Source organism: Kitasatospora sp. NPDC089509, assembly GCF_044749365.1.
Taxonomy (GTDB): domain Bacteria; phylum Actinomycetota; class Actinomycetes; order Streptomycetales; family Streptomycetaceae; genus Kitasatospora.
This window is the reverse complement of the sequence record NZ_JBIVHS010000005.1, coordinates 406,827-431,596: the sequence shown is the minus strand read 5'-3', so window position 1 is coordinate 431,596 and position 24,770 is coordinate 406,827. Positions and strand designations below refer to the sequence as shown.

The following is a 24,770-nucleotide window of genomic DNA, read 5'->3' as shown; positions in this document are numbered from 1 at the left end:
CGCCGTCGCCCCGTGGCACGGCGGCGCGGTCAGTAACCGGCGCCCACGGTGTGGCCGCGGTTCTGATGGCGCTCGGCGATGTCCGCGAGCGCGGTCAACACCATCGGCGGATGCTCCGCGAGCCGGTGAAGGAGGTGCAGCCACCAGTTCTCTCCGTAGGTGGCGTAGATGCGGCAGGCGTAACCGGCTTCGCGATAGGTGCGCAGCAGCTCGGGGCGCACCCCGTGCAGCATCTCGATCTCGGTGACGCGGTCCAGCAGGCCGCACTCCTTCGCCTCCGTGAGGATCGCCGGGTCCTGGGTGGCCAGGCTCAACCGGGCGCCGCGGTCCACGAGTTCCCGGGCCAGCTCCAGGTAGCGCTGGTCGAGGGCGGGGCCCCGGCCCAGGGCCTGCCCGACGGACTCGTTGAAGGCGCCCTTGACCAGGCGGATCTTCCGGCCTTCCAGGGGAAGGGAGTCCAGGTCCCCTGCGGTGCGGTGCAGGTAGGCCTGGAGGGTGACACCGAGGTTGGGGTGGTCGGCGGCGAGTTCGCGGTAGGCGCCGAGGACGTCGTCCACGGCGGGTGCGCGCTCCATGCTGAGGACGACCTCGCCGCCGCGAGCGGCGGCGGCCCCGGCGATCCGGGCGGTGTTCTCGACCGCGAGTTCGCGGGACACGGCCAGTCCCAGGTTGGAGAGGTCGAAGCCGAGCTGGACGGGCACGGACTCGTCTGCCAGGACCGCGAGGTATTCGTCGACGACCCGTTCGATCTCGGCGGGGTCGGAGTTCTCCTCGCCGACGAACTCGACGGCGATCCGGTAGGACTTGGCCCGCAGGGTTTGGAGGTGGCTGAGGAACTCCTCGCGGCCGGGCGCCAGTACGTAGCGCCGCGCGGCCGGCGAGAGGACGTCCTGGAGGATGGAGCCGGGGGTGGTGAAGGCCTCGCGGCAGCGCTCGTCGGCGGCCAGGATGCGCAGACCCTGGCCGGCGGCCTGGTGCAGCGCGCGCTGGGACATGGCGAAGGTCATGACAGCACCTTGATCTTCTCTTCGGTACGGGCGGGAGCGGGAATGCGGGAGATGCGGGAGGGGATCGTGTTCGGGACGGAACCCGGGAAGGCGGGGACCAGGGAGGCGGGGTCCACCGGAGTCCCGGCCTGGGCCGCGAGCATCATCAGCTGGGCGAAGCTGGGGCCGACCGCAGCGGGGTCGCCGCCCGCCTGCCGCCAGACCCGGTACTTGGCCGCGTAGCTGATCACGGTCTCCTTGCCGCGGCGGGAGCGGGGGCGGGTGAAGGCGCCGGCCCACAGGCCGTCCCAAGCCGCGTAGCCGGCGTCGTTCAGCAGGACCTTGTGGGCGCGGCCCAGGTTCCAGAACGGGATGCCCGCGTTCATGTGGTGGACGAGGTGGTAGCGGTCGTTGTGACGACTGATCAGAAACCGCTCCAGGAGGATGCCGTGGCGGTTGCGGGTGAGCAGGACCTGCTTGTTCTCGCTCTCCGGCATGGGGTAGTGCTCGGAGAGCTCGGCCAGCCAGCCGATCGCCACGTTGGTGGTGAACAGCGGTACGAACCAGAACAGCAGCAGTCCGGGCAGGACACCGAGCCAGGCACAGACACCGAAGATCGCGGCCCACTGGGCGAGGAAGACGATCCGCTCGATGCGCAGCGGGACCGGCACCGAGACGGTGATCTGGGAGCTGTCGCAGAAGACCCGCTCGCGGGCTATGTAGCCGAGGTAGGCGAAGGTGCGCAGGCCGAGCGCGGAGAGGATGACCTCCTTGAGGAAGAAGTGCCGGTCGGACCGCTCGGTGTCGTAGAGCCCGCACTCGATGTGGAAGGAGTAGTCGGGGTCGTTCTGCTCGTCGCCGAGGTTGCGGTGGTGGTTGCCCACGTGGGAACTGCGGTAGGGACCGTAGAGGTGCCACACGAGGTAGCCCGAGAACAGCGATCCGCCGACCAGGTTGAGGACCTTGTTCCGGGCGAGGACCTTGTGGCTGGACTCGTGCAGGAAGTGGGCGAGGAAGCGCTGGACCGAGCCGATGACGATCAGGGCCAGCGGGTAGAACCAGTACGAGACCCCGACGCACAGCGCCACGGAGGCGGCGACCAGTGCGTACTCGAAGAGGATGGCGAGCGGACCGTGGTAGTCGTCCAGGGCGCGCAGGGCGCGGAGCTCCTTGCGGACTCCTGGCGCAAGCCGGTCGAAGTTCAGCTGTTCGAATGCAGACATGTAAGCGCCTTCGTTCGTTCGTGAAGCGTGAAGCGTCGGGCCGCGCGGCGGTGCGGCACGGGGGCTCAGTGCACGGGGGGCTCGGTACGCGGGGGCTCGGTGCGCGGGGGGCTCAGTGCGCGGGCGAGAAGCCGAATGCCTGCCCGTAGAGCCGCAGTTCGGCCCGCAGCGAGTCGGCGACGGTGGCGGAGCGCCGGAAGCCGTGGCCTTCGCCTTCGAAGGTCAGATAGTGGTGGGGGGCGCGGGCCGGGTCGATCCGTTCCAGCAGCCGTTCGGCCTGCGCGGGCGGGCAGACGGTGTCGTCGAGCCCTTGCAGCAGGACGAAGGGGGTGCGGACGGACTCGGCGCCGGCCAGCGGCGACTGCCGCTCGTACCGGTCGGCGGCCTGCGGCCAGGGGCCGATCAGGCTGTCCAGGTACCGGGATTCGAAGTCGTGCGTGCCGCCTTTCGCACGCCAGCTCACCGGGTCGAGCACCGGGTAGTAGATACCGGCCGCCCGGTAGAGGTCAGGCTCGGCGACGAGCGAGGCCACCGCCGTCCAGCCGCCGGCGCTGCCGCCGCGGATCGCGATCCGTGCGGGGTCGGCGAGCCCATCGGCGATCAGGCCACGGGCGGCGGTGGCGCAGTCGCGGACGTCGGTCAGCCCCCAACTGTGGCGCAGCCGTTCCCGGTAGGCCCGGCCGTAGCCGGTGGAGCCGCCGTACTGCACGTCGAGCACGCCGATGCCGCGGCTGGTGAAGTAGCTGATCTCCTGGTTGAGGACCAGGTGGGTGCGGCTGGTGGGGCCACCGTGCACGAAGACCAGCCAGGGCGGCAGTTCGCCGTCGGGCCCGGTGACGGCCGGGTGGTGGGGCGGGTGGACGTGTGCATGCACCGCCTCGCCGTCGGGCCCCCGGTAGGTGCGCCGGTGCGGTGTGGTGGCGTAGGCGTCGAGCGCGCCGTCGGTGGGGGCTCGGACGACGTCGATGCTCCCGTCGGCCGGGTCGGCGAGTACCACGGTGCGCCGCTGCCCGGGCGAGCAGACGACGGCGGCGATGCGGCGGCCGTCGGTCGCCGCGAAGTGCCATTCGGTGGCCGGCCCCTCGAAGTCCGTCAGAGTGCCGTCGGCGGTGAGGATGCCCAGTCGGCGCTCGCCCACTCCGTGGACGACGGCGAGGCGGCCGTCCAGCAGGGGAAGGCACCAGCGCAGACCGATCCGCCACAGCGCCTCGCCGAACTCCTCCGGGCGCGGGCAGAGGTTACGGGGCCTGCCGCCCTGAGGGATCTCGTGGACGTTCCACCAGCCGTCGGGGTCGCTGACCGCGTAGAGGGTGCCGGATCCGTCGGCGGCCCATTCGGTCTGGGTGACCGACTCCCCTGGGCCGCCCATGACCGGTACCGCCCGGGTGAGGGTGCCGTCGGCCCGGATCCCGGCGACCATCAGGTCGGTGCTGTCCCATGGCATGTCGGGGTGGTTCCAGCCGAGCCAGGCCACGCGGTGGCCGCCCGGTTCGATGCGCGGGCCGGTCATGAAGTGGTGGGTGGCGGCCAGTTCGCGCACGGCGCCGGCGTCGGCGGCGGCACGGCCGTCGAGCGGCAGCGCCACCAGGTGGCGCACGGCCTCCACGGCCCGTTCGTCACCGACGGTCTCCCGCAGGCACCACACCTCGGTGTCGCGCACGGCGAAGTCGGCGTAGCGGAGCTGCCCCGGCCAGTCCCCGGCGGGGCTGAGCGGCACCGGGTCGCCGCCCGGCTGCCAGCGGTAGACCCGCTGGTCGGGGCCGTGCGTGAAGACGATGCCGTCCTCGGCCCGGTCGCTGACGGCCAGCCAGGGCCGGCCGCCGTACTCGATGACCCTGGTTCGCACGTCCCAACCGGGCGGCAGCACCTCGCGGGTGCCTTCGCGGGTACGGCGCATCAGCCCGCTGCGGCCGTCCTGTTCGGGGAGCACCTCCGTCCAGCACACGTCGGCGCCGAGGAATCCCACCCATTCGAGCAGGGCGTCGCCGCGAGCGGCGTCCTCGGGGGCGACCGGGGAGGGCCAGCTTCCGTGCGGGAGCTGCTGTCGGGCGGCCGTCATGCGTCGGCGCCCCGTCCGTACGCGATCCGAGGGATGCCCGGGGTGCTGCTGTCGAGGGTGTACTGCTCCACGGCCGGGTCGTCGCTCACCCAGAAGTGCCCGTCCAGGTCGGACCAGTCGCACAGCCCGGCGAGCTGCGCGGCGTACGCGATGGCGCGCGGCGGCTCCAGGAAGCAGCCCAGCATGCGGGCGGCGCCCTGCTCGGTCGCGGAGGTCAGTGCGGCGAGTGCGGGAAGCAGTCCGCCGAAGCGCATCAGCTTGACGTTGAGGCCGCCGGCCACCCGGACCGCGAACTCGGCGTCGGCAGGGGTGGCGACCCCCTCGTCGAGGAGGACGGCGGTCGAGGGGAGCGCGGCGCGGATCTCGGGAATGAGCCCGGGGTCGCGGACCGGGTCCTCCAGGACGGCCGGGGCGAGCTCGGTCACCAGGGGGCGCAGTCGCTCCCAGTCGGCGCGGTCCCAGCCGCGGTTGGCGTCGAGGATCAACGGGGCGTCGACCCCGGTCAGGGATCGCAGCACCGCCGCGTCGTCGGACCCGCCCAGCTTGATCTTGAGCGGCCTGCCGTCACGGGGGATCTCTTCGCCGATGGGCACGGTGTGCAGGAGCCGGATGCGGCCGGGCTCGGGCAGGCCGAGAAGCCGCCACACCGGTACCCCGGCCTGCCGGGCGGCACGGTCCAGGAAGGCCATCTCGACGAGCATCCGGGCGGGCGCGCTGACACCGTCGGCCGCGGCCTTCGCCAGTCGGGTCCGGATCGGCTCCACCGGGTCCCCGGTCGTGGTGCACTCACCGGCCAGAGTGCGGGCCAGTTCCCGGGCCTCGGCGGCGATGGCCGGGCCGTCCTGTCCGTAGCCGAGGTCGGCGGCGATCTCTCCCTCGCCGTCGACGCCGTCGGCGGACAGCAGTCGCAGCCGGACGATGTCGACCGTTTCGATGGTCATGTGGGAGATCTGGAAGGAGCTGGTCAGCCGTCTCGGCTCGACGGTGACGGACACCTCGGGCGCCTGTGCGGGCGGTTCGACGGTGATGCGGACGGAGTCGACGAGTGCGCGGGCGAGCTCCCGGGCCTCTTCGGGCGTGTCGGCCCCGACGACCACCGCACCCACCCGGTCCCCGCCGCAGCGGAAGCCGGGGACGGTGTCGCCCGGCGCGAGGCGGAGTTCGGCGTGCAGCACGGCCGGATGCGCGACCACGGCCTCCCATCCTTCGATGGCGGTGACCCGGCCGGCGGGCGGCGCGAAGTAGCGGGTGGCCGCGGCCCGGGTGAGGGCGGGGGTCTCCACGGCACGGCCGAGCACGTCGTCGTAGACGGCCCCGTAGAGCTCCAGGCCGGGCCGGGCGTGCGGCAGCATCCGGTGGATCCAGCCGCCGCCGATGCGGGCGTGCACCTCGCCGAGCACGATTCCCTCGGCGGTCAGCCACAGTTCGACGTGGAACAGTCCGAACCGAAGGTCGAGGGCGGTGAGTGCCGCGCGGACGGTGTCCTCGATCTCCTGGCGCGTCTCCGCCGGGAGGGCGGCGGGCAGTACGTGGCCGATCTCGACGAAGTACGGGGGCGCCAGCTTCTCCTTCGCGGTGACAGCGAGCACACGGGGGGCACCGCCGAGGAAGATTCCCTCGACGCTGAACTCTTCGCCCTGGACGAACTCCTCGACGAGGAAGGGGGCTTCGCGGTCCGGCAGCTGCTCCAGTGCGGCCGGCAGGTCGGCGGGCCCGGTGACCTTGCGCACGCCGGCACTGTCCGCGCCGTCGCGCGGCTTGACCACCCAGGGCCCCGCCGTCCGGGCGAGGAAGGAGAGGGCGTCGGCTGCGCTGTGGCACAGCCGCACGGCGGGCTGGCGGAATCCGGCGGCGGCGAGGGCCGTGCGGCAGGCGTCCTTGGTACGGATCCGGCGGACCGCAGAGGGCGGGTTGCCGGGAAGGCCGAGTCGCTCGGCGGTCTCGGCGACGGCGACCTGGGCCATCTCCCGTACGCCGAACACGACGGACGGTGCGTCGCCGGATCCGGCGCGGGCGGCGGCCCAGGCGGCGGTCTCGCCGGGGCGGGTGAAGTCGACGGCGGTGGCGCCGTCGGCGGCGGCCGTGACCTCGGGGGTCGCGGCGAGCGTGTCGGCGAGGTTGGTCACGTGGGTGCCCAACCCTCGGGAGCGTGCCTGCTCCAGTGCCTGGAGCGCGACGTCGACGCTGAGGGTCATCGCCCCGCCGCCACCGATCAGCAGCATCCGGTGCGCTTGCGATGCGGTGTTCATGCGGCGACCCCCGCGTCCTCTCGCAGCCGGTAGAGGCGGTCCGCGAGCTCCAGGACGCGCGCGTAGTCCCGTTCGAGGACCTCGGTGGAATCGTGGCGGGTCCACACCACGAGGGTGGCGGTGTAGAGGTCGACCGTGGGTCGGATACGGCTGCCCGGGGCCAGCTTGGGGACCGCCAGATGGACGGATTCCAACGCCCGGATCTGCGCGAGGACGTCCTGGTCGAGGCTGTCGACGACACCGTCGAGGGTGGTGGCGGCGAAGATCTGGCTCGCCTCGGTCAGCTTGCGGTAGGAGTGGCCGGCGTACTGGTCGAGGAACTCCTGCGGCCGGGCGTAGGCGACGGCGGTGAGGTCGGCCTGGTTGGCTCCCGTGCACAAGTCGTGGAAGTCGGGCAGGACGCCGCCGGAGAGGCGGGCGCCGATCTCGACCAGAGCCGGTCCCTGCGGGGTGACGATGACCTCGGCATGGGTCGGGCCGTACTGGATGCCGAGGGCGTCGAGCACCTCGTACATGTAGGCGATGATCTCCGGCGCGGGGCTCGACCCGGGCGGGGTGACGGAGTCGCGGTCGTAGATCCGGCGGGTGCCTTCGAGGCGCTTGTGGTACTGCCAGATCCCGCACACGCGGCGCTGTCCCGCGTACGAGACGAAGTCGACCATGTACTCCTCGCCCTGGAGGAAGGACTGGACGAGGACCTCGTCGTTGCGCTCGCCGAAGATGTTGACGGTACCCAGGACGGCCTCGGCGGCCTCGCGCACCTCTTCGGGGCCGCGGCAGACGGCCACCCCCTCGGTGGCGGCGGAGGACAGCGGCTTGACGACCACCGGGTACTCGCCGCGCCGCTCGGCCCACTCGACGAGCTCCTCCGCGCTGCCGCTCTTGAGCTGCTCGGCGCAGCGGACTCCGGCGCGGCGCAGGGTCTCGATCATCTCGTACTTGTCACGGCGGGCGCGGGAGAGCGCCGTGCCGTTGGTCGGCAGGCCGAGCAGCTCGGACAGTTCGTCGGCGAGCTCGACTCCCGGCTCCTGGCCGGCGACCACGCAGACCGGGTCGAACCCCCGGAGGCGGTCGGCGGTTTCGGCCGGGGTGCCGTACGGGAGCACTGCCCGGTAGGCGTCGAGGTCGGGCAACCGCATCGAGGTCATCAGCTCGGGCGTGCTCTGCACATGCACGACGTCGACATCCAGCTTGGCAAATGCTGGAGGCAAGTAGTTGCCGCTGGTGTACGCGTCAACTAGCACTGCTACAGGGCGCACTTGAGTGCCGCTCATGTCATCCACCTTGCTCAGGAGAACCCAAGAATCGGTTGGGCCGGTCTTATTTCCAGAGGGTTGGCAAGAGATTGCCATATCGATCGTCGGCCTGGCAACATCGTTCTGGCAACATCCACTGCTCCCGTACGCGGAGGGACCGGCCATGACCGCCGCAGCACTCGAAACACCGCCTCGACCGGGTCTGAGCCGCGGTACCGCGGCAGCACTCGCGACCGCGGGCGCCCTCACCGTCGCGAACATCTACTTCCCGCAGCCACTGTTGGACGCCATCGCCACCGACCTCGGCATCACGGGCTCGGCCGCGGGCCTGGTGGCCACCGCCGCGCAGGTCGGGTACGCACTCGGCATCGGCCTGGTGGTCCCGCTCGCGGACGGAGCCCGGCTGCGCCGGCTGACCACGGTGCTGCTCCTGCTGACCACGGCCGGATTGCTGACCGCAGCGTTCGCCCCCGGCCTGGCCACGCTGACGGCCGCGACGGTGGCCCTGTCCACCACCACCGTGCTGCCGCAGGTGATCATGCCGACGGCCGCCTCCATGGCGGGTCCGGGCCGCAGCGGACGCGCCCTGGGCGTGATCGGCATCGGGCTGACCCTGGGCTCGACGCTCTCGCGCACGCTCTCCGGAACCGTCGTCGGCCTCAGCGGCGACTGGCGTACCGCCTACCTCGCCGCAGCCGTGCTCACCGGCTCGCTGGTGTTCTTCCTCCCCAGGCTGCTGCCCGAGCGGGCGGCCGGCGGCCCGGTGCCCTACCGGCGACTGATCGCCTCACTCCCGCGGCTGGTGACGGCCCATCCGGAGCTGCGGCTGTCCGCGTTCCTCGGGGCGACGGTGTTCGCGGCCTTCAGCGCGTTCTGGGCGACACTCGCCTTCCACCTCGCCGCCGCACCCTTCGGCAAGGGGGTGGCCTGGGCGGGGCTGTTCGGTCTGTTCAGCCTGCCGGCGGCGCTGCTCTCGTACTCGGCGGGCCGACTCAGCGACCGGCGGAGCCCCCGCCACGTCAACCTCCTGGCGTTCGCCTGCGTGTGCGCCGCCTTCCTGCTCTTCGGCCTGTACGGCGACCGCTCGCTGACCGCTCTGGTGGTCGGCTCCAACCTGCTGGTCTACGGCAGCAGCAGCTCCCAGATCGCCAATCAGGTGCGCATCTTCCGCCTGGAGGAGGCGATCCGGGCGCGGCTCAACACGCTGTTCATGCTGGCCAGTTTCGCGGGCGGCGCGGCGGGGTCGCTCATCGGCACGGCGCTGTACTCGGCCCACGGCTGGGGCGGGATGCTCCTCGGCTGCGGCGGGTTCCTGGTCCTCGCGGGCGCGGGGCTGGTCATCGGCCGCCGGCTCGGCTGAGGCGGTAGGCCGGACACCGTGAAGGGACGCCCGTACGGCGTCCCTTCACGGTGTCCGGCCTACCGCGGTGTCCTCAGGACCCGGAGGTTCCGCGCGCCTGGGCGAGCGTCTCGGCCAGAAGCCGCCAGATCTCAGCGGCGAGGTCGATGTTGGACGCCCCCTGAGCCTGCTCGGCGAGGTGGCGCATCCCGGCCAGTCCCTCCGCCTCGGCGCCCTCGACGATCAGCAGTCGGCTGTGCAGGATGTCCAGCCGGACCCGGTCACGATACGTCATGTTCGGGTCGGTGCCGCGCACCCGGTCCAGCAGGGTGCGGGCGTCGGCGAACCGCTTGCCCTCGAAGGCGATCTCGGCCTTGAGGACGTTCACCTCCTGCCCCAGCGCCGGGATGCCCACGAAGGCGAGGCTGGTCTCGGCCTGTTCGACATAGTGCTCGGCGAGCTCGAACTCCGGCGGGACCTTCTGCAGGTGCAGCCGGGCTGCCGCGACCCTGAGCCGCGTCCACAGCGTCAGGTTCTCGGCACTGGCGAACCCGGCCAGCGCCCGGTCCAGGAACCCCTGGGCGGCGGTGAAATCGCCCTGTCGGACCCGGACGGCGGCGGCCGTCCACAGTGCCTCGGCCCACAGGGTGTCAGTGCGGCCCTCGGTCAGGACGGTCAGCTCGTCCGCGTGGGCGCGCGCCTCGGAGAGACGGCCGGCCTCGGCCTCCGCCGCGACCAGCGCGAGCAGGGTGGCGGCCACGTCGGCCGCCGGGAGTCCGTGCTCGCAGGCCAGCCGGTGGGCCTCCGAGGCGACCTCGGTGGCCCGGGGGATCTCGCCGCGCGCACGTAGGCAGCGGGCCAGCTGGGTCAGGCTCCGGGACCGCAGTTCAGGCAGGCCGAGTTCGTCGCCGAGCCGGACCAACTCCTCCAGGGACCGGCTCTCCTCCTCGTGCTCGCCCCGGCGGCGGCGCCACTGGGCGACCATCCACAGGGCTTGCCACCGCAACAGCGGATCCTGCCCGCCGGACCCCGCGAGCGCGCGCTCCACCTGCGCCACGTTCTCGTCGGAGTCGGCCGAGGCGGCGATGGCCAGGGAGCGCGTCAGCGAGTCCGTGACGACCTCGGCGAACGCCGAGGCGTCCACGCCGAGCTGCGCGGACAGGTGCTCCACGGCTCGGGCCGTGGGCTGCCGTGCGCCGGACTCCAGTCGCGACAGATAGCCGGTGGACATGCCCTCTCCGGCGAGGGCGGCCTGCGAGAGCCCCCGCTCAGTCCGGAGCTGCTTGAGCCGGCGGCCGAACAACGGCTGTTCCAACACGTCATCAACCCCAGGAATCGGACGGACAGGGGACGGGGGGAGGCCCCGGGCAGCGCGGGTGGTCCCCAGCTCTCCGTGCGGCAGGGGGTGCCCGCAGCAAGGCGAGGCTAGCCCTTAACGGGACGACCCGACAAATTCTTGCCCAATGCGTGGGCAGGTAGCCCATGGCCTCCAAAATCGATCCAGCCCGACGTTGCCAACTGCTTGGCAATGACTTGCCAAGCTGTGGGTGGCTGCACTAGCTTCCTGGTCATCGCGGCAGTCACGAACAGGCCGCGGGCCTCCCTTCTTTCTTCTGTCAAGGAGTTGCCGTGCGTTCGTCCATCCGTGCCATCAGAGCTCGAATCACCGCGGGCGCCATCGCCTTCGTGGCCCTGTTCGCCGTCGCCGGACCGGCTGGACACGCCCTCGCCGAAATCGGCTGGCCGGCCCCGCCGAAGAGCGGTGCCGTCGCCAACGACATCGGCTGGCCCGTCGCCGTCGCCTCCGTGAACTCCCCCGACGCCGAAATCGGCTGGCCGGCCCCGCCGAAGGGCGTCGCCCTCGCCAGTGAGATCGGCTGGCCCGTCGCCGTGGCCTCGCTGCACTCCCCCGACGCCGAAATCGGCTGGCCGACCCCGCAGCCGTAGCCGCGCCCTCACCCCGCCAGTGCCCCGGCCCGTTCACCGGCCGCCCCTCATGCCTCGCACACCGCCCCAGAGAGTGAAGGACCCGATGGCTTCCGACTCGCCTCCGGCCCACCCGGTCAAGACCGCAGTGATCGTCGACGGATATTCGACCGGGACCTTCCTGCCTCCCGCCTTCGCCCGGCTCGGCGTCGACGTGGTGCACGTGTACAGCTCCGCCGAACCGATGGCGACCATGCTCCAGCCGGACCCCGGTGCCTACCGGGAGCACTTCTCCTGCCCGGACGCCACCGCCTTCGAGACGACCGTCGAGGCACTGCGGGCACTCGGCCCGGTGGCCGTACTCGCGGGCCAGGAGCCCGGCGTCCCGCTCGCCGACGCACTCAGCGAGTCCCTGGGCCTCGCCACCAACGGCACGGCGCTCTCCGCCGCCCGCCGCGACAAGTACGAGATGATCGAGGCCCTGCGCCGTGCGGGTGTGCGCTGCGCGGACCAGTACAAGAGCGGTGATCCGCAGGCCCTCGCCGACTGGGCCGAGCAGGCGGGCACCTACCCGGTGATCGTCAAGCCGCTCAGCTCGGCCTCCACCGACCACGTCTACCGCTGCCACGACACGGCCGAGGTCCTCGCGGCGGCCCGCGCGGTGCTGGGTTCGACCGACATCTTCGAGCAGCGCAACTCCGAGGCCCTCGTCCAGTCCTTCCTGGAGGGCACCGAGTACATCGTCGACACCGTCAGCGTCGCCGGGGAGCGCTACGTCTGCGGGGTCTGGGAGTACGAGAAGGAGATCCTGCCCAACGGCAAGAACATCTACGACCTCGACGTCCTGCTCTCCCCCGACGCCCACCCGGTCCCCGAACTGATCGCGTACGTGGACACGGTGCTGCAGGCGCTGGGTATCGAGCACGGCCCCGCCCACGCCGAGGTCATCATGACCCCGCAGGGCCCGGCCCTGGTCGAGATCGGAGCCCGCCTCAACGGCAACATGAACCCGGGCTTCCACGACCTCTGCCTGGGTGCCAACCAGGCCGATCTGACCGCCCTCGCCTACGCCCGTCCCGAGGAGTTCACCCGGCGGTACGCCGGCCGGGTCTACTCCCCGCGCGCCGCGGCCGCCGTCCACAGCACCCGCACCGAGCTCAGCGGCCTGGTGGAGTCGGTGGACCGGGCGGCCGTCGATCGGATCGAGGCCCTGCCCAGCGTCCACCTGGTCGGCGTCAAGCTCGGCCCCGGCAAGCTCATCAGCCCCACCGTCGACCTGCTCACCAGCCCGCTGCGGATCTTCCTGACGGCGGACGACATGGAGCGGATCCGGGCCGACCACCGCGCCATCCAGACCCTGAAGAACGACGTCTACAAGGTGGCCGAGGACGAGCGCCGCCCCAGCGTCCTGCTGCTGGGCACCGACAAGTACGTCATGCAGGCCTGCGTGCGCGGCGGGGTCGACGCGGTCGTCGTGTGGGGCGCGGCCGGCTACGACCACGGACTCGCCGAAGTCCCCGCGGAGCTGACCGTCCTCCTCGTCGACGACCACAAGAGCCCTGAGGCGGTCCTGATGGCCCTGCACCGGGCAGGGCTGGGCGAGCACCGTTTCGACGCCGTCCACACCTCCGACGAATGGGCGCTGGTCACCGCCGGAGTAGTCGCCGCACAGCTCGGCTGCCGCGCCATCGACCCGGTCACCGCGGTGCACTTCCGCGACAAGTCGCTCCAGAAGCGCAAGGTGGCGGCGGCGGGCATACCGACCGCCCGGGTCACCGTCATCGACGACGTCCACGACGTCTCCGGCGTCGCATGGGAGTACGACAAGGCGGTGCTCAAGCCCATCGCCGGCGCCGCGACCGCGCGCACCGCGGTCGTGGACGGCTTCGAGGGACTGCGCGCCCTGAGCCGCCGCTACCGCGCGGACCGCACGGCGCAGCGCACCTTCGTCCTGGAGGAGTACGTCGGCGGCGAGGAGTGGATCGCGGACGGCTTCGTGCACGGCGGAGAGCTGCTCTTCCTGGCCGTCGGCCGCTACGGGGCGCCCTGCCTGACCATGATCGACGAGCAGACGCCGCTGTCGATGTGGCACTTCGACCCCAAGGACGACACCTGGGCCTACGACCTGGGCGAACCGGTGGTACGGCGGGCCCTGGAGGCCCTAGGCCTGCAGGACGGCGTCTTCCACATGGAGCTCTTCCACGACCCCGCCACCGGGCAGCTGACGTTCAGCGAGTGCGCGGCACGCCGCGGCGGCGGGCTGATCCACGAGCAGATCCAGGCCAAGTTCGGCCTCCACCTGGGAGAGGCGGCGCTGCTGAGCGCGCTCGGCCGGACCCCCTCGGCCGCGGTGGAGCGCCGTCCCGGGATCTTCGGCACCAGCTACCTCAAGGGCCGGGCCGGCATCATGTTCTCCTGCCCCTCCCCCGCCGAGCTCCGTGCCCTGCCGGGTGTGGAGTTCGCCCGGGTCGAGTTCCCTGCCGGCGAGCGTTTCCTCGGTGACATCGACAACACCAACCACCGTGTGGGACAGGTGCTCGTGTCGGCGCAGGACGAGGAGGAGCTGCACTCCCGGTTCGCCGAGGTGGGTGCCTGGTTCGACGAGCGCCTGGTGATCGCCCCGCAGGGCGTCACCGGCCGCGAGATCCGTGCCTGGGGCCGCGAGCTGCGACCCGAGGCCGACTTCCGGGACCCGCTGTGGCCGTGACCGCACCCGTGAAGAACCCGCAGCCCGGCGGCGCGGCCGGACGGCGGGGGCCGCTCGAACGGCTCCTGCCGGAGGCGGGTCCCCGGCGGACCCTGGCGGGAGCGACCTTCGTCAACGCGTTCGGCAGCGGAATGTTCATGTCGTCCAGCGCCCTGTACTTCACCCGCGTCGTCCACCTCCCGATGTCCCAGGTCGCGTTCGGGCTCTTCGCCGGAGCCATGGTCGGCCTGGTGGCCGGTGTCCTCGGCGGCCGGATCGCGGACCGCTGGGGTGCCCGGGAGACCCAGATCGCGGTGATGCTCTCGGGCGCGGTCTTCATGGGCTGCTTCCTGCTGGTCGACGCCTTCTGGTCGTTCCTGCTCATCTCGGTCCTGACCGGAGTGGTGTTCGCGGCCGACAAGTCCAGCCGGGCGCCGCTGGTACGGGGCTTCGGCGGCGAGGACCCCGCCCGGTTCCGCGCCTACCTGCGGGCCGGGACCAACCTCGGCATCTCGCTCGGGGCACTGGCCGCGGGAGTGGCGATCCAGCTCGACACCGCGCCGGCCTATCTGAGCCTGGTCGGCGGTCGGAGCCTCGCCTTCGCCGGCTGCGCCCTCGCGCTCCTGCGGCTGCCCCGGCTCGCCCCCGTCGAGGCGCCGCCGCTCAGTGGCCGCTGGGAGGCCCTGCGGGACCGGCCGTACCTCGCGGCCACCCTGCTCAACTCCCTGATGTCCCTGCACTTCGCCGTGCCGACCTTCCTGCTCCCGCTGTGGATCGTCGAGCACACCTCGGCCCCCCGCTGGATGGTCTCCGCAGTCCTGGTCTTCAATACCGTGCTGGTCATCACCCTCCAGGTCACGGTCAGCAAGAGCGTCAGCGACCCCGCGTCCGCCAGCTCCCGGATGCGCTGGGCGGGCGGCGCGATCGCCGCCGGGCTGGTGCTGATGATGTCGGCCGGCGAACTGTCCACCTGGGCCTCCGTCGCTCTCCTGCTGGCGGCCACCGCCGTCTACACGCTCGGCGAACTGTGGCACGCGGCAGCCTCGATGGAGTACTCCTTCGGGCTCGCCGCCCCGCACGCCCAGGGCCAGTACGCCGGCGTCTTCGGCCTCGGCGGCGGTCTCGCGGAAGCCCTCGCCCCCGCTGTGCTCGGCGCCCTGGCGCTCGGCCTCGGGCGCCCGGGCTGGCTGCTGCTCGCGGTCGTGTTCCTCGCCGTCGGCTGCGCCGCCCGCCCGCTCGTCGCCTGGGCCGTCCGGACCGATCCGCGGACCCGGACGTACGACGGCCCGGTCGTCTGAACCGGGTCCGTACCGGACGCCCTCCTCGCTCCTTCCCTTCCGTTCCGCCCTTCCTGTCTGCCGTGTTCACACCTCTTCAGGAGATCACCATGACCACCCCGACCCTCGCAGCCATCGACCCCGAGCTCGTCGAGATCGTCCCCGGGCTCACGCTCGACCACGACGAGCTGCTCAAGGCCCACCAGCAGTACCTCGACCGCCTCCCCGACGCCCCGTCCGGCAAGCCGGAGGACCGCCTGCGCCGTCTGGGCCTGACCCACCGCGCCGGCGCCGAGGACCCGTGGCGCGACGCGGGCAACGGCCAGTTCGACCAGCTGACCGGCCGCAAGAACTTCGAGGAGGGCGAGTTCGCGTTCTTCAACGAGGCGATGAAGGACACGTACTTCCACGAGCTCTTCAAGGCTCTGCCGTTCCGCCCCGGCCGGATGCGCCTGGTCACCCTGCACCCGGGCGAGATCTACCACATGCACACCGACCACTCGCGCGTCGCGCACGTGGCGCTCACCACCAACGAGGACAGCCGTCTGCTGTTCCGCAGCGGCCACACCTACCACGTGCCGACCGACGGCCGCGTCCACATCCTCAACACCCTGCGTCACCACTCCGCCTACAACGCCGGTGGCACCGACCGCATCCACCTGACCATGACGCTGGCCGACTGACCCCCACCACGCGCGTCCCGACCGTCACCGAAGGAGTACCGATGTCAACGCCGTCCGCCGCCCGGGCCGGCCTGCCTCCGGCCCACCGCGGCACCGAGGAGTTCCGGCAGTGGGCCGACGAGGTCCGCGCCGCCACCACCGATCGCCCGCTGGGCATCGGCGGGGCCCGTCCAGCCCCCGGCGGGCGATCCGCGCTGGTACGGCTGCCCGTTGGCGCCGCCCTGCGCGCCGCAGTCGGGCGGACAGCCCACGCGCACCGGGTCACCCCGCTGACCGTGGGGCTCGCCGCCCTCGCCGTGACGCTCACCCGACGGACCGGTACGGACCGGGCGGTGGCCGGGGCGCTGCAGGTGCCCGTCGTACTGGAGGTACGCGACGAGGCTGCCCCCGCCGATCTCATCGCCGGCACCGACCGGGCATTGGAACGGTCCGCCTCGCTGTGGGCCGACGGCGCGGACGGCCCGTTCCCCGGCCACCTGGTGGAGTTCCGGCACGGTGCCGCCCCTGCCGCACTGACGGGGACGCTGGAGATCTCCGTCGCCCTGTGGGACACCGACCAGGCGGCGGGTGCGGCCGAACTCGTGGCGCGCTACAGCGAGGAGCGGTACTCCGCCTGGGGCGTCCTGCGGCTGCTCAGCCAACTGCGCACGGTCCTGCACGGGCTGACCGACGGGCGGACTCCGTCCGTCGGCGCGCTGGAGCTGCTGGAGGAGGCCGAGCAGCGGGAGCTGCTGGCACTCGGGCAGGGCCGCGAACTGCCGGCCGGGGGCCGCGAGCCCGTGCACGAGCAGGTCGCCGCGCTCACCCGCAGCGAGCCGGGCAGGACCGCGGTGGTCTGCGGGACGGACCGGGCCGACCGGGGCGAACTGGACGCCTGGGCGGACCGGATCGCCGCCCGCCTGGCCGCGGCCGGCGTCGGCACGGGCGACCGGGTCGCCGTGCTGGCCGACCGGTCCGTCGCCATGGTCGCGGCGGTGCTCGGCACGCTGCGCGCGGGAGCGGCGTACGTACCGGTCGATCCCGCGAACCCGGACGCGCGGATCGCAGCCGTGCTCGCCGATGCCGGGGTCGGTGCGGTCCTGGTGACCGGGGAACTCGGACACCGGGTCGCGGCGGGCGCTCCTACCGTCATCGCGGTCGACGACCCGGCCCTGCGCGGAGGGGGTGTGCCCGTGACCGACGTGCCGGCCGCGGCACGCCCGGCGGTGGCGACCCGTCCCGAGGACCCCGCGTACCTCATCTACACCTCGGGGAGCACCGGCACCCCGAAGGGCGTGGTGGTGGAGCACGCCCAACTGGCGGCCTCCACCCTCGCACGCCGCGAGATCTACCCCGGTCGGCCCGTCTTCCTGCTCCTGTCCCCGCTCGCCTTCGACTCCTCCGTCGCCGGGCTCTGGGGCACGCTGACCGCGGGCGGGCAGCTCGTCGTGGCGGGCCCCGACGAGTACCGCGACCCGGAAGCGCTGATCGGGCTGATCGAACGGCACGCGGTGACACACCTGCTGTGCGTACCGTCCCTGTACGACGCGATCCTCACCGCCGGCGAGCGGCTGGGCCGGCTGCCGGCCGGCCTGACCACCGTGATCACGGCCGGGGAGGCGCTTCCGGAGAACCTCCTGCGCCGGCACACCGAACTGCTCGGTTCCACCGCCCTGGTGAACGAGTACGGGCCCACCGAGACGACCGTGTGGGCGAGTTACCGGCGCTTCGAGGCCGCCGGCCCCGTCGACATCGGCGGCCCCGTGCCCGGTACCCGGGTGTACGTGCTGGACCGGGCGGGCCGGTTGGTACCGCCGGGGATCACCGGCGAGCTCCACATCGGCGGCGCCGGTGTCTCCCGCGGCTACTTCGGGCAGCCGGAGGCCACCGCGAAGGCCTTCGTCCCGGACCCGTTCGCGGGCGGCGACGCCCGGATGTACCGGACGGGCGACTCGGTCCGCTGGACCGGGACGGGCACCCTGGAGTTCCTCGGGCGGCGCGACGGCCAGGTCAAGATCCGCGGGCACCGGGTCGAGCTGGGCGCGGTGGAGGCGGCGCTGCGGTCCTGCCCCGGTATCCGCGACGCCGTCGCCGTACCGGACACGGCGGGGACCCGGCTGACCGGGTTCGTGCTCACGGACGATCCCTCGGCGCTGCCCTCCGTACGGGAACGGCTGGCACAGCTGCTGCCCGCGACGGCCGTGCCGGCCGGGCTGCGGGCGGTGGACGCCTTCCCGGTCACCGTCAACGGCAAGGCGGACCGGACGGCCCTGGCCTCGCTCCTGGAGCGGGAGGCGGAGACGGAGCGGGCCGCACGGGCGGCAGCCGACCGGGCTCGGACCTCGGACGCTCAGGCGCCGGTCGCTCAGGCGGCGCAGGCCGCCGTCGGCAGCGGTGACGTGCTGGCGCAGGTCTCGGCCGCGTGGGCGGAGGTCCTGGGGATCCCCTCGGTGCCCAGCACCGTCAACTTCTACGACCTGGGCGGGCATTCACTGCTCATGCTGCAGCTCCAGGAGGCACTGGGCCGCCATACCGGAGTACGCCTCTCCGTCGTGGAACTCTTCCGCAGCTCCACCGTCGAGGCCCAGGCCGAGCTCGTTCGGGCCGGTGGCGGGGCGGGCGCGGGCGAGGCCGCTCCGGCCGACGCGCGTGCCGATCGCGCCCGCCGCGAGCGCGCCGCCCGCGCCCGCCAGCGCCGTGCCCTCCAGGGAGCCGCCCGATGAGCGCACCGAACGTGCAGCCCGTCGTCCCCGGTACCCCCGGGGACGAACGGGACCCGTCCCTCGACATCGCCGTCACCGGCATCGCGGGCCGCTTCCCCGGCGCCGACGACATCGGCTCCTGGTGGCAAGCGCTGCTGCGCGGAGAGATCCTCACCTCGCGCCTGGACCGTGGGCGGCTCCTGGCCGACGGCGAGTCGGCGACCGTCCTGGACGACCCCGACTACGTACCCGTACGGGGCCTGATGGAGAACGCCGACCGGTTCGACCACGAGCTCTTCGGCATCAGCCCCCGCGAGGGCGAACTCATGGACCCCCAGCACCGACTGATGCTGGAGGCCGCCTGGTCGGCACTGGAGGACGCAGGCTGTGATCCGCTGACGGAGCCCCGGGTCACCGGCGTGTACGCGAGCGCGAGCAGCAGCGCCTACCTACGCGCCATGCTCACCTCGAACACCTTGGACGCGGCGGGTGTGGAGGAGGCCCTGCGCGCCAACGAGCCGGACTACATGGCCACCCGGATCGCCTACCGGCTCGGGCTGACCGGCCCGGCGCTGAGTGTGCTGACCGCGTGCTCCTCCTCGCTGGTCGCGGTGCACCTCGCCGTGCAGGCCCTGTTGGCCGGCGAGTGCGAGCAGGCCGTGGTCGTCGCGGCGGCCGTCGACTTCCCACAGACCGGGCACGTCCACCTGCCCGGCGGCATCCTCTCCGCGTCCGGCGAGTGCCGACCCTTCGACGCCTCGGCCGACGGCGCGCTGGCGGGCTCCGGTGTGGTGGCCGTGGTCCTGCGCCCGGCCGAGGACGCCCTCGCCGACGGCGCCGACCCGTACGGGCTGATCATCGGCAGCGCGGTCAACAACGACGGCTCCGCCAAGGCCGGCTACCAGGCGCCGTCCGCCACCGGGCAGGCAGCCGTCATCCGGTCCGCCCTCACGGCTGCGGGTATCGGGGCCGACACCCTGGGCTACCTGGAGGCACACGCCACCGGCACCCGGGTCGGCGATCCCATCGAGTGGTCGGCCGCCTCCTCCGCGCTGCGCGGCCTGGGCGCCGCACCGGGCCGGATCGCGGTCGGCGCGGTGAAGGCCAACATCGGCCACCTCGACGCGGCCTCAGGGCTCGTCTCCCTCGTCAAGACCCTGTTGGTGGTGCGCGAGGGCCGGATCCCGCCGGTCGCCGGATTCCGCAGCCTCAACCCGCTGCTGGAGACCGACGGTTCGCCGCTGTACGTGCCCACCGGCCTGCTCGACTGGACCGGCCCGGGCCCGCGCCGGGCGGGTGTCAGTTCCTTCGGCATCGGCGGGACCAACGCCCATGTCGTCGTCGAGCAGCCCCCCGCACGGCCCCGCGAACCGCAGCCCGCGACGGGTGGTCCGCAGGACCGGGTACTGATGCTCTCCGCGGCCGGCCCGGAGGCGCTGGCGCGCACAGCGCGGCGCCTCGCCGACCGGCTGCCGGAGCTGGAGGACGCCACAGCCGTCGGCGACATCGCCCACACCCTGGCCGTCGGCCGGGCCCGGCTGCCCTACCGCACGACCGTCACCGGGCGCACCCATCGGGAACTCGCCGAGCGGCTGCGCGAAGCGGCCTGCTCCCCCTCGAACCCGGGCAGGCCGGTCCCCGTGATCTTCCTGCTGCCCGGCCAGGGGAGCCAACGCCCTGGCATGGCGCTGCCGTTCCGCGACGCGCTGCCCGGGTTCGGCGCCGCACTGGAGAGGTGCCTGGCGCACTTCGTACCGGACCTGGCGGCGCGGCTGAGCTCCGCCCTCTTCGATCCGGCTTTCCCCGCCCAGGAGTTGGCGCGGACCGAGCTGGCCCAGCCGGCCCTGTTCTGCGTGGAGTACGCGGCGGCCACCGCCCTGATCGATCTCGGCCTCACCCCGGTCGCCCTGGCCGGCCACAGCCTCGGCGAACTGACCGCGGCGGCGCTGGCGGGCGTACTGCCACTCGGCGACGCCGCGGCGCTGGTGGCGCTGCGCGGCCGGGCCATGCAGTCCTGTCCGCCCGGCGCGATGCTGTCCCTCGCCGTGGGTGAGGACCTGGCGCTGGCGCTGGCCGGGCAGTTCACCGAGGCGGGCGGACCCCTGCTGGAACTCGCCGCCGTGAACACGGCCGAGAGCTCGGTCCTGGCCGGGCCCCGCGACGCGGTGAACGCGTTCGAGGCCTGGCTCGGGGACCGGGAGCGCGCCCGGCGCCTGCACACCAGCCACGCCTTCCACACCTCGATGATCGATCCGGCCGTCCGGGAGCTCGGGCGACTCGTCGCCGGGGTGCCCCTGGGGCGCCCGCGGCTGCCGTACCTGTCCAATGCCACCGGAACCGTGGTGGCGGCCGGCAGCGAGGTCGAGGCCCGTTCGTTCGCCGAACAGGCGCGCAGCACCGTACGGTTCGCGGCCGGGCTGGCGGCGATCGCCGAAGCCCACCCGGACGCACTGGCCGTCGAGGTCGGCCCCGGCAAGGCGCTGAGCGGTATGGCGGAGGCTGCGGGACTGACCGCCGTACCCCTCGCCGCGGGCTACTCGGAGCGTCCCGGTGAGGAGACCCTGGCGGCGCTGGCCGGCCTGTGGAGCGCCGGACTTCCGCTCGACGCGGTGACCCTGGCGGGACCCGGACGTCCGGTGCGTCTTCCCGGCTACGCGTTCGCGGGGCCGCAGTTGGTGGCGCCGGCGGCGCGGATCCGGACACGCGTGCCGGCCGCGTCGGACGGTGGCGGTGGCGATGGCGATGGCGGTGACGCCGTCTCGCCGCCGACCGCGGCCACGTCGGCCACGCCCGGCGAGGCGGTGTCGGCCCGGTGGACCGAGTTGCTCGGCCGGCCCGAGCTGTCGCCCGAGTCGGACTTCTTCGACCTCGGTGGCGACTCGCTCCTGGCGGTCCGGCTGGCCCGCCGACTCGGCGAGGACCTCGGAGTCCGTGTTCCGGTCCGCGCGCTGATGACGGGCCCGAGCCTGGCACAGCAGACGGCCCTCGTGGAATCGCTGATCACGGCGGGAGAGCGACGATGACGACAACAGTGACGACCTGGCTGAAGTGCCCCGTCCCTCGCCCGGAGGCGACCCACCGCCTCGTCTGCTTCCCGCACGCCGGCGGATCGGCCTCCTTCTTCCACGGATGGGCCCGGCACCTGCCCGAGTACGAGATCCACGCGGTCTGCTACCCGGGCCGCGCGGCCCGGCTCGACGAGGCGCCCGCCACCGATCTGCACCGGCTGGCCGGAGACATCGCGGACACCCTGCAGTCGCTGCCGGACGAGCGGCCCATGGCCTTCCTCGGCCACAGCATGGGCGCGGTCGTCGCGTACGAGACGGCCCGACGGCTCCAGGCAGCCGGCCGGCCGGTGGTCCACCTGTACGCCTCCGGCGCCCGCGCCCCGCACCTGGCGCACCCCGACGGCGGCTCCGACACGACCGACATGGACGACGAGGCCATCGCGGACGCCCTGGTGTCGCTGGGCGGCACCGACGCCGAGCTGCTGAGCGACCCGGACCTGCGCGAGCTGGTCCTGCCGTACGTCTGCGGGGACTTCCGGATGTTCGACGCCTACCGGCACCGGCCCGGACCACTGCTGGCCTGCCCGGTCACCGCCATCGCCGGCGACGCCGACCCCCAGGTGGGCCGAGCGCACGCCGCGGCCTGGGCGGCCGTGACCGAAGGGTCGTTCCACCACCACACCGTGCCGGGCGACCACTTCTACCTGATCCCCAGGCCACCGCTCGCGGTACTCGCTCAGGGGCTGCCGCATGAAGTTCGCTGACCTGCTCCCGGCTTCCCGCAACGGACGGACCCTCGCGCTCGGTGCGGCCGTCGACGCCGTCGCCGTCGGCATGTTCCTGGCCGCCGCGACCCTCTACTTCGTGGGCCTCGTCGGGATCCCGGCGGTGGCGGTGGGTGGCGCACTCACCGCGGCCAACGTACTGGGCCTGCTCGGTCCGGCTCCCTTCGGGGCGCTGGCCGGGCGGATCGGGACACTGCCCGTGTACGTGGGTCTGACCCTGGCGCGGGCCGCAGGCTTCATCGCGTACGCCTTCGTCGACGGGTACGCCGGCTACTTCGCCGTCACCTGCCTGATCACGGTCACCACGCGCGCGGCGCTGCCGCTGCTGCAGGTGGTGGTGGGCGAGCTGGAGTCACCGGACCGGCGGACCCGGACCATGGCCTCGCTGCGCGCGGTGAGCAACGCCGGGATGACCGTGGGCTTCCTCCTCGCGGCCGTCGTACAGTCCGCCCACTCACGCGCCGCGTTCACCGCGCTCTTCGTCTTCAACGGGGCCGCGTTCGTGGCGGTGGCGCTCCTGATCCGCAAGGCGGGGGCACGCCCGGCCGCGCAGCCGGCGGCGGTGGCGGAGCCCGGGGACCGTCCGGAGCCGAATGCACCACCGGGCCGCGGCCAGCGTCCCGGTCCGACGGGCTCGCCGTACCGGGACCGCCGGTTCCTGACGGCCACGCTCGCCAACTCCGTCCTCCTGCTGAACGACTCGGTCCTGTTCATCCTCGTGCCTCTGTGGATGACCAGGCAGGCCGGACTGCCCGCGGGGGCGAGCTCCGTAGTCCTCGCCGTCAACACCGTGCTGACAGTGGTCCTCCAGGTGTTCGTGGCCCGGTTCGCCCAGGGCTTCTCGAACGCGCTGCGGCTGCTGCGCTGGACCTGCGTTCCGCTGGTCCTCTCCTGTGTGCTGTTCGCCGCAGCGGACGGCGGCGGTGTCGCCGTCGCGCTGGTGGCCGTGCTGCTCGCCGTGGTCTCGCTGACGGTCGGCGAGAACCTGCACGCCGTGGCCGCCTGGGAGCTGTCGTACGAAATGGCCCCGGAGCGCTCGCGCCCGCAGTACCTGTCCGTGTTCAGCATGGGCATGAGCGCTCAGCTGATCGTCGGTCCGTTCCTGATGACGGCCTTCGTGCTGCCGGCCGGGCCGGTCGGCTGGCTGGTCCTCGCCGCTCTCTTCGCCGCCGCCACCGCGGCCTTCTCCGTGGCCGCGCGGCCCTTCACCGTCGCCACCTCGACTCCCACCTTCGAAAGGACCGTGTCCCGTGTCTGACCTCGTCCCCTCCCCCGCTCGCGACCACTACCTGATGTTCGCGATCGGCCCGCGCCTGGACTTCGCGGCCCGGCTTCTGGAACTGGACCCGGGCGCCACGATCTCGGTGATCTGCCGGCCCGAGCACCTGGCCCGGATCACCGAGTCCGGCCACTACGCACGAGTGCTCGCGGTGCGCCAGGACGCCCCGCTGGACGAGGTCGTCGCGCTCGCCCGCACCGTCCACGCGGCTCAGCCCGTCACCCGGATCACGGCGTTCTGGGAGCACGACCAGGACCGCGCGGCCGCGGTGGGCTCGGCACTGGGCGTCGCCACGCACAGCCCGGAGACGGTACGCCTGGTGCAGGACAAGCACTCGATGCGGGAGCGGCTGCGCGAGGCGGGTGTGGAGGACACGACGGCGGCACGCGCGGAGGCGGAGTCCGACCTGCTCTCGTTCGGCGAGAACACCGGGTACCCGTTCATCGTCAAGCCGACGGCGGGTACGGCCAGCTTCGGGGTCACCCTCGTGCACACTCCGCAGGAGGCGTCCGCGGCCTACCGCGCGGCGACCGGTGACTTCCCGGGGATCGCCCGTCTCGGCGTGCTCGCGGAGCAGTACCACACGGGGCCGCAGTACAGCGTCGAGGCATTCTCCGAGGCCGCCGAGCACGTGGTCGTCGCGATCACCCGGAAGTACTCCGATCCTCGGGACATGGTCGAGCTCGGCCACGTCCTCCCCGCCCCGCTGGACGCCGCCGCGCAGGAGGCGATCGGTGATCACGTGATGCGCGTACTGGACGCCCTCGGCATCGAGTTCGGCCCGACGCACACCGAGATCGTCCTCACCGCCGAGGGCCCGCGGATCATCGAGACCCATCTGCGGGTGGGCGGCGACGAGATCTTCAACCTGGCCAAGGACGCCACGGGGGTGGACATGATCGAGTTCCAGACCCAGCAGGCCTCCGGCCTCAAGGTACTGCCGGAGATCCGCGCCGTCCTGGAGTCCGAGCGCGCCCGGCACTGTGAGGCCATCTGGTACACCGCCCCGGAGGTCACCGGCACCTTCATGGGCCTGGCGGACGGTGACCCGGGGCTGACCGACCCGAACGTCACGGTACTGCTGCCCGAGGGCTCGCAACTCACCGGTCTCGCCGGGTCCTTCACCCGTATCGCCCGCGCCCGCGCAGCGGCCCCGACGGCGGACGAGGCGCTCGCGGCCGCCCGCTCGACGGTGGACGCCCTGTCGTTCGTCTTCCACGTCTCCCCTCCCTCGCGCGAGCAGGTCTGAACGTCGCGTCGGCCAGTGGCAGCGGCCGCAGGACGAGGTGTGCCCGGCCGGGGAGTGATCCGGCCGGGTACATCCGTGTCGGGG

General features: G+C 72.9%; 16 protein-coding genes. 10 read left to right on the top strand and 6 right to left on the bottom strand.

Translation table 11 applies throughout. The features are described from left to right. Nucleotides 1-29 precede the first annotated feature (29 nt). From ACIP4P_RS14135 to ACIP4P_RS14115, 5 genes are all read right to left on the bottom strand, one after another. Complete coding sequence (locus ACIP4P_RS14135; RefSeq protein ID WP_400917708.1) at nt 30-1,007, bottom strand: proline dehydrogenase family protein; 978 nt, start codon at nt 1,005-1,007, stop codon at nt 30-32. Further along, on the bottom strand, nt 1,004-2,209 hold the full coding sequence (locus ACIP4P_RS14130; RefSeq protein ID WP_400917706.1) for a fatty acid desaturase family protein: 1,206 nt from the start codon (nt 2,207-2,209) through the stop codon (nt 1,004-1,006). The genes ACIP4P_RS14135 and ACIP4P_RS14130 overlap by 4 nt, the downstream gene beginning before the upstream one ends. A 112-nt stretch (nt 2,210-2,321) precedes the next feature. After that, nucleotides 2,322-4,268, bottom strand: a complete 1,947-nt coding sequence (locus tag ACIP4P_RS14125) for a prolyl oligopeptidase family serine peptidase (protein WP_400917704.1) — start codon at nt 4,266-4,268, stop codon at nt 2,322-2,324. Further along, complete coding sequence (locus ACIP4P_RS14120; RefSeq protein WP_400917702.1) at nt 4,265-6,517, bottom strand: ATP-grasp domain-containing protein; 2,253 nt, start codon at nt 6,515-6,517, stop codon at nt 4,265-4,267. Before ACIP4P_RS14120 ends, ACIP4P_RS14125 begins: the two co-directional genes overlap by 4 nt. After that, nucleotides 6,514-7,791 carry an ATP-grasp domain-containing protein gene (locus tag ACIP4P_RS14115; protein ID WP_400917700.1) on the bottom strand — a complete coding sequence of 426 codons (1,278 nt, stop codon included), beginning with the start codon at nt 7,789-7,791 and terminating at the stop codon, nt 6,514-6,516. Before ACIP4P_RS14115 ends, ACIP4P_RS14120 begins: the two co-directional genes overlap by 4 nt. Before the next feature lie 145 nt (nt 7,792-7,936). Between ACIP4P_RS14115 and ACIP4P_RS14110 the strand changes: the two genes are divergently transcribed. Then, nucleotides 7,937-9,133 (top strand): MFS transporter, encoded by a 1,197-nt coding sequence (locus ACIP4P_RS14110; protein WP_400917698.1) that lies wholly within the window; start codon nt 7,937-7,939, stop codon nt 9,131-9,133. 73 nt (nt 9,134-9,206) lie between these two features. Here the strand turns inward: ACIP4P_RS14110 and ACIP4P_RS14105 are convergent, their stop codons facing one another. Further along, entirely contained in the window at nt 9,207-10,430 is a 1,224-nt protein-coding gene (locus ACIP4P_RS14105; RefSeq protein ID WP_400917697.1) for a helix-turn-helix domain-containing protein, read from the bottom strand. Between the two features lie 311 nt (nt 10,431-10,741). Between ACIP4P_RS14105 and ACIP4P_RS14100 the strand changes: the two genes are divergently transcribed. From ACIP4P_RS14100 to ACIP4P_RS14060, 9 genes are all read left to right on the top strand, one after another. Further along, on the top strand, nt 10,742-11,059 hold the full coding sequence (locus ACIP4P_RS14100) for a hypothetical protein (RefSeq protein ID WP_400917695.1): 318 nt from the start codon (nt 10,742-10,744) through the stop codon (nt 11,057-11,059). Between the two features lie 85 nt (nt 11,060-11,144). After that, complete coding sequence (locus tag ACIP4P_RS14095) at nt 11,145-13,745, top strand: ATP-grasp domain-containing protein (protein ID WP_400917693.1); 2,601 nt, start codon at nt 11,145-11,147, stop codon at nt 13,743-13,745. Then, nucleotides 13,742-15,022, top strand: coding sequence for an MFS transporter (locus ACIP4P_RS14090; RefSeq protein WP_400917691.1), 1,281 nt, complete (start codon nt 13,742-13,744; stop codon nt 15,020-15,022). The genes ACIP4P_RS14095 and ACIP4P_RS14090 overlap by 4 nt, the downstream gene beginning before the upstream one ends. An 89-nt stretch (nt 15,023-15,111) precedes the next feature. Continuing rightward, nucleotides 15,112-15,684 carry a hypothetical protein gene (locus tag ACIP4P_RS14085; RefSeq protein WP_400917689.1) on the top strand — a complete coding sequence of 191 codons (573 nt, stop codon included), beginning with the start codon at nt 15,112-15,114 and terminating at the stop codon, nt 15,682-15,684. A 41-nt stretch (nt 15,685-15,725) separates the two neighbouring features. After that, nucleotides 15,726-18,386 (top strand): amino acid adenylation domain-containing protein, encoded by a 2,661-nt coding sequence (locus ACIP4P_RS14080; RefSeq protein WP_400917687.1) that lies wholly within the window; start codon nt 15,726-15,728, stop codon nt 18,384-18,386. Continuing rightward, nucleotides 18,383-21,388, top strand: coding sequence for a type I polyketide synthase (locus tag ACIP4P_RS14075; RefSeq protein WP_400917685.1), 3,006 nt, complete (start codon nt 18,383-18,385; stop codon nt 21,386-21,388). Before ACIP4P_RS14080 ends, ACIP4P_RS14075 begins: the two co-directional genes overlap by 4 nt. Next, the gene (locus tag ACIP4P_RS14070; protein WP_400917683.1) at nt 21,385-22,137 is read left to right on the top strand and encodes a thioesterase II family protein; all 753 of its coding nucleotides are present in this window, start codon (nt 21,385-21,387) and stop codon (nt 22,135-22,137) included. Before ACIP4P_RS14075 ends, ACIP4P_RS14070 begins: the two co-directional genes overlap by 4 nt. Beyond that, a complete protein-coding gene (locus tag ACIP4P_RS14065) occupies nt 22,124-23,416 on the top strand; it encodes an MFS transporter (RefSeq protein ID WP_400917681.1) in 1,293 nt (430 codons plus the stop codon). The genes ACIP4P_RS14070 and ACIP4P_RS14065 overlap by 14 nt, the downstream gene beginning before the upstream one ends. Continuing rightward, a complete protein-coding gene (locus tag ACIP4P_RS14060; protein WP_400917679.1) occupies nt 23,409-24,686 on the top strand; it encodes an acetyl-CoA carboxylase biotin carboxylase subunit family protein in 1,278 nt (425 codons plus the stop codon). The genes ACIP4P_RS14065 and ACIP4P_RS14060 overlap by 8 nt, the downstream gene beginning before the upstream one ends. Nucleotides 24,687-24,770 lie beyond the last annotated feature (84 nt).

Bases quoted from the DNA above. Each gene is read 5' to 3' on its own strand.
- ACIP4P_RS14110 (WP_400917698.1), top strand. From the start codon at position 7,937: ATGACCGCCGCAGCACTCGAAACACCGCCTCGACCGGGTCTGAGCCGC.
- ACIP4P_RS14065 (WP_400917681.1), top strand. From the start codon at position 22,124: ATGAAGTTCGCTGACCTGCTCCCGGCTTCCCGCAACGGACGGACCCTC.
- ACIP4P_RS14095 (WP_400917693.1), top strand. From the start codon at position 11,145: ATGGCTTCCGACTCGCCTCCGGCCCACCCGGTCAAGACCGCAGTGATC.
- ACIP4P_RS14115 (WP_400917700.1), bottom strand. From the start codon at position 7,791: ATGAGCGGCACTCAAGTGCGCCCTGTAGCAGTGCTAGTTGACGCGTAC.
- ACIP4P_RS14120 (WP_400917702.1), bottom strand. From the start codon at position 6,517: ATGAACACCGCATCGCAAGCGCACCGGATGCTGCTGATCGGTGGCGGC.
- ACIP4P_RS14125 (WP_400917704.1), bottom strand. From the start codon at position 4,268: ATGACGGCCGCCCGACAGCAGCTCCCGCACGGAAGCTGGCCCTCCCCG.
- ACIP4P_RS14080 (WP_400917687.1), top strand. From the start codon at position 15,726: ATGTCAACGCCGTCCGCCGCCCGGGCCGGCCTGCCTCCGGCCCACCGC.
- ACIP4P_RS14085 (WP_400917689.1), top strand. From the start codon at position 15,112: ATGACCACCCCGACCCTCGCAGCCATCGACCCCGAGCTCGTCGAGATC.
- ACIP4P_RS14070 (WP_400917683.1), top strand. From the start codon at position 21,385: ATGACGACAACAGTGACGACCTGGCTGAAGTGCCCCGTCCCTCGCCCG.
- ACIP4P_RS14075 (WP_400917685.1), top strand. From the start codon at position 18,383: ATGAGCGCACCGAACGTGCAGCCCGTCGTCCCCGGTACCCCCGGGGAC.
- ACIP4P_RS14135 (WP_400917708.1), bottom strand. From the start codon at position 1,007: ATGACCTTCGCCATGTCCCAGCGCGCGCTGCACCAGGCCGCCGGCCAG.
- ACIP4P_RS14130 (WP_400917706.1), bottom strand. From the start codon at position 2,209: ATGTCTGCATTCGAACAGCTGAACTTCGACCGGCTTGCGCCAGGAGTC.